Raw genomic sequence first — 2842 nt, forward strand, 5'->3', positions numbered from 1 at the left:
CGACCATCGCAAGAGCTCATGCGAAGTTTGGTACCACTGCGTTGCTCCCGACACTGATCTCGGATGATTTGGAGAAGATCGCGCTAGCGATTGAGGCTGTCGATGCAGCTATCGAAGCTGAGGTGCCCGGTGTCCTTGGTATTCATCTTGAGGGGCCATTCCTGAATACCAGCCGTAAAGGCGTGCATGATGCGTCGAAGTTCAAAGTCCTCGACCAAGAAGCGATTGAGCTGTTGACCCGATTGAAGCGGGGCAAGACCCTAATCACCCTGGCTCCCGAAACTGCGCCACCGGGCGCGATTGCTGAACTTGTCCGTCGCGGTGCCGTGGTCTTTGCTGGCCATACCGAGGCGAGCTATGAGCAAATCATCGCAGCCGAGGCCGAAGGGCTTCGGGGTTTCACCCACATTTTTAATGCGATGAGCCAGCTTTCCAGCCGAGCCCCGGGTGTTGTTGGCGCGGCCTTATCGAGCCCAACTTCCTTCTCCGGCCTGATTGCAGATGGGGTGCATGTTCATGTCGCCAACATGGCATTAGTAGCCCGCCTTCTCGGTCCGAAACGGACTGTCTTGGTGAGCGACGCGATGCCGACTTTGGGCTCGGATCAGGATTGGTTCGAGTTGAAGGGCGAAAAGATTTTTGCGCGCGGGCTGACCTGTTACACGCCCGACGGGGTGTTAGCCGGCTCGAACTTATCCTTGCACGACGCGATGGGCGTCATGATGCGTCAGGTCGGTATTGGACTGACCGACGCGCTGCAGATGGCCAGCCATGCTCCAGCGCGGGCAATAGGCCTAGAAGGCCAAGTCGGTCGGCTGGCGGTGGGCGCGCGCGCTGATTTTGTTCAATTAGACGGGGATTCCAATCTGGTGCGGGTTTGGCAGCGCGGCGTTCAGCTCTGATCCGCGTCCTTTTGGACCCAAGCGTCGATCCCCTTGGCGGCCAAGATGGCACTTGAGAAGCAAGCCTGTAAGAGATAGCCCCCGGTTGGTGCGTCCCAGTTCAGCATTTCACCGGCAACAAAGACCCCCGGGCGTGCCGTCAGCATGAGCTGCTCGTCGACACTTTCTTGATTGATCCCGCCAGCCGTTGAAATGGCGCGCTCCAGTCCAGCAAGGCCTGTCAGCTTGATGGGGAGCGATTTGATCAAACGTGCGAGCCCCATAGCAGTGGCGGGCAGCTTGTTGGCCGTCACCTCGCGCATCAGAGCAATGGCGGGCGGGGCTAGCTTCAGATGACTTTTAAGCGCCGTCGAAATCGACTGGCCAGCTTTGGCTTTCACAAGTCGCTGGGCGAGGGCTTCGGTTTCGACATCGGGCCTGAGATCAATCTGGATCTGACAGCTCCCAAGCTTCAGGCCTTCTCGCAGGGCAGGTGACAAAGCGTAAATCGGCCCGCCTTCCAGGCCCGTATCTGTGATGACGAGATCACCGCGTGCGCGCGCTTCACCCAGATGAACCTCGACATTCTTCAAGATCGCTCCACCAAACCCTGCTTTCAGGGTTTCCGTCCAATTTGCGTGTGCGCCGACATTGGAGGCTTCCAACGGGGTAATACCCACGCCAACTTTATCAAGGATCGATATCCATGCACCATCTGCGCCAAGCTTTGGCCACGACGCTCCGCCGAGCGCTAAAAGGATGGCTGCACCAACCTGCTCGCTGCTTGACCCGTCGCGATGGGAAAATTGTGCGGCTCCGGTCTCTGAGAAACCAGTCCAACGCGCGCCGGTGGTGATGGTGACGCCCAAGTCCTGCAGTCGTCTGAGCCACGCGCGCAAAAGGGGAGAGGCTTTTAAGCTTCGGGGGAACACCCGCCCGCTAGACCCAACAAATAAGGGCTGACCGAGATCTTCTGCCCAAGCTTTAAGATCATCAGGCGTAAACGCGTCAAGCCACGGCCCCGCCCAGACCTGCGACGCACCATAACGGGGCTTGAACTCCGTGAGTGCTTCGCTGTGCGTCAGGTTGAGACCACCGCGCCCGGCCAGAAGAAACTTCCGACCCACCGAGGCCATGCCATCATAGACTTGCACCTTGTGGCCGGCCTTTGCCAGATATTCAGCGGCAAATAGACCGGCAGGGCCTGCACCGATAATGAGGACGGGCAGGGGAGGGGCTTCGACGTAGGGCTCGATCATCCGATAATCATGGCAGGTGTTGGCCAGCCCTGTCCATCCAAAGGCAGCTTAGACCTCTTAGGCGGCTTTTGGCTTGGAGAAATGCATCACGTCATCTTCCAATTTTCCAAACCGGAACGCCATCAGATCGAGCGCATAATTTTGATGCACTTTCCACGGGGCGACATGGCCTTGCTTCGGGAAGCTCTCCATGGCGCGAGTGACATAGCCGGATGTGAAGTCAAGCCAAGGCGCAGGCTCTAACGACTCACTGCCCTTTTCTGGGAGACAGGTGGTTTGCCCGGTCGCATCCAAATGCTTGATTAGGCGACACATGTATTCCGCCGTCAGATCAGCCTTGAGCGTCCAAGACGCATTGGTATAGCCAAATGCAGACGCGAGGTTCGGCACGCCGCTATACATCATCCCCTTGTAGGAGAAGGTTTTGGAGAAATCGACGGCTTTGCCATCCACCTGAAACGGCACGCCGCTCAAGACTTGCAGTTGCAGCCCGGTTGCCGTGACGATGATGTCAGCGTCGATCCGTTCGCCAGATTTCAAGACAATGCCTGCATCGTCAAAGCGCTCAATATGATCGGTCACCACACTGGCTTTACCGGCTTTGATGGCGGTAAACAGGTCGGCGTCGGGCACCAGACATAGACGTTGATCCCAAGGGTTGTAGCTTGGTGTAAAGTGCTTAGCCATGTCGAAATCGGCGGG

General features: G+C 57.7%; 2 protein-coding genes and 1 pseudogene. 1 reads left to right on the top strand and 2 read right to left on the bottom strand.

The features are described 5' to 3' along the window. On the top strand, window positions 1-902 hold a 902-nt coding region (locus tag ACIQ20_RS16495; protein WP_395782243.1), incomplete at its 5' end, for an N-acetylglucosamine-6-phosphate deacetylase. Here ACIQ20_RS16495 and ACIQ20_RS16500 read toward each other — a convergent pair. Together ACIQ20_RS16500 and ACIQ20_RS16505 are read right to left on the bottom strand one after the other, a co-directional pair. Then, entirely contained in the window at window positions 893-2140 is a 1248-nt protein-coding gene (locus ACIQ20_RS16500) for an NAD(P)/FAD-dependent oxidoreductase (protein ID WP_395782245.1), read from the bottom strand. The genes ACIQ20_RS16495 and ACIQ20_RS16500 overlap by 10 nt on opposite strands. Window positions 2141-2197: 57 nt before the next feature. Beyond that, window positions 2198-2842, bottom strand: a pseudogene (locus ACIQ20_RS16505) (FAD-containing monooxygenase EthA); the annotation flags it as partial.

It is taken from the genome of Aquidulcibacter sp., assembly GCF_044346625.1.
Classification (GTDB): Bacteria; Pseudomonadota; Alphaproteobacteria; order Caulobacterales; family Aquidulcibacteraceae; genus Aquidulcibacter.

Excerpts from the sequence above, each read along its gene's own strand:
- ACIQ20_RS16500 (WP_395782245.1), bottom strand. The coding sequence starts at position 2,140 with ATGATCGAGCCCTACGTCGAAGCCCCTCCCCTGCCCGTCCTCATTATC.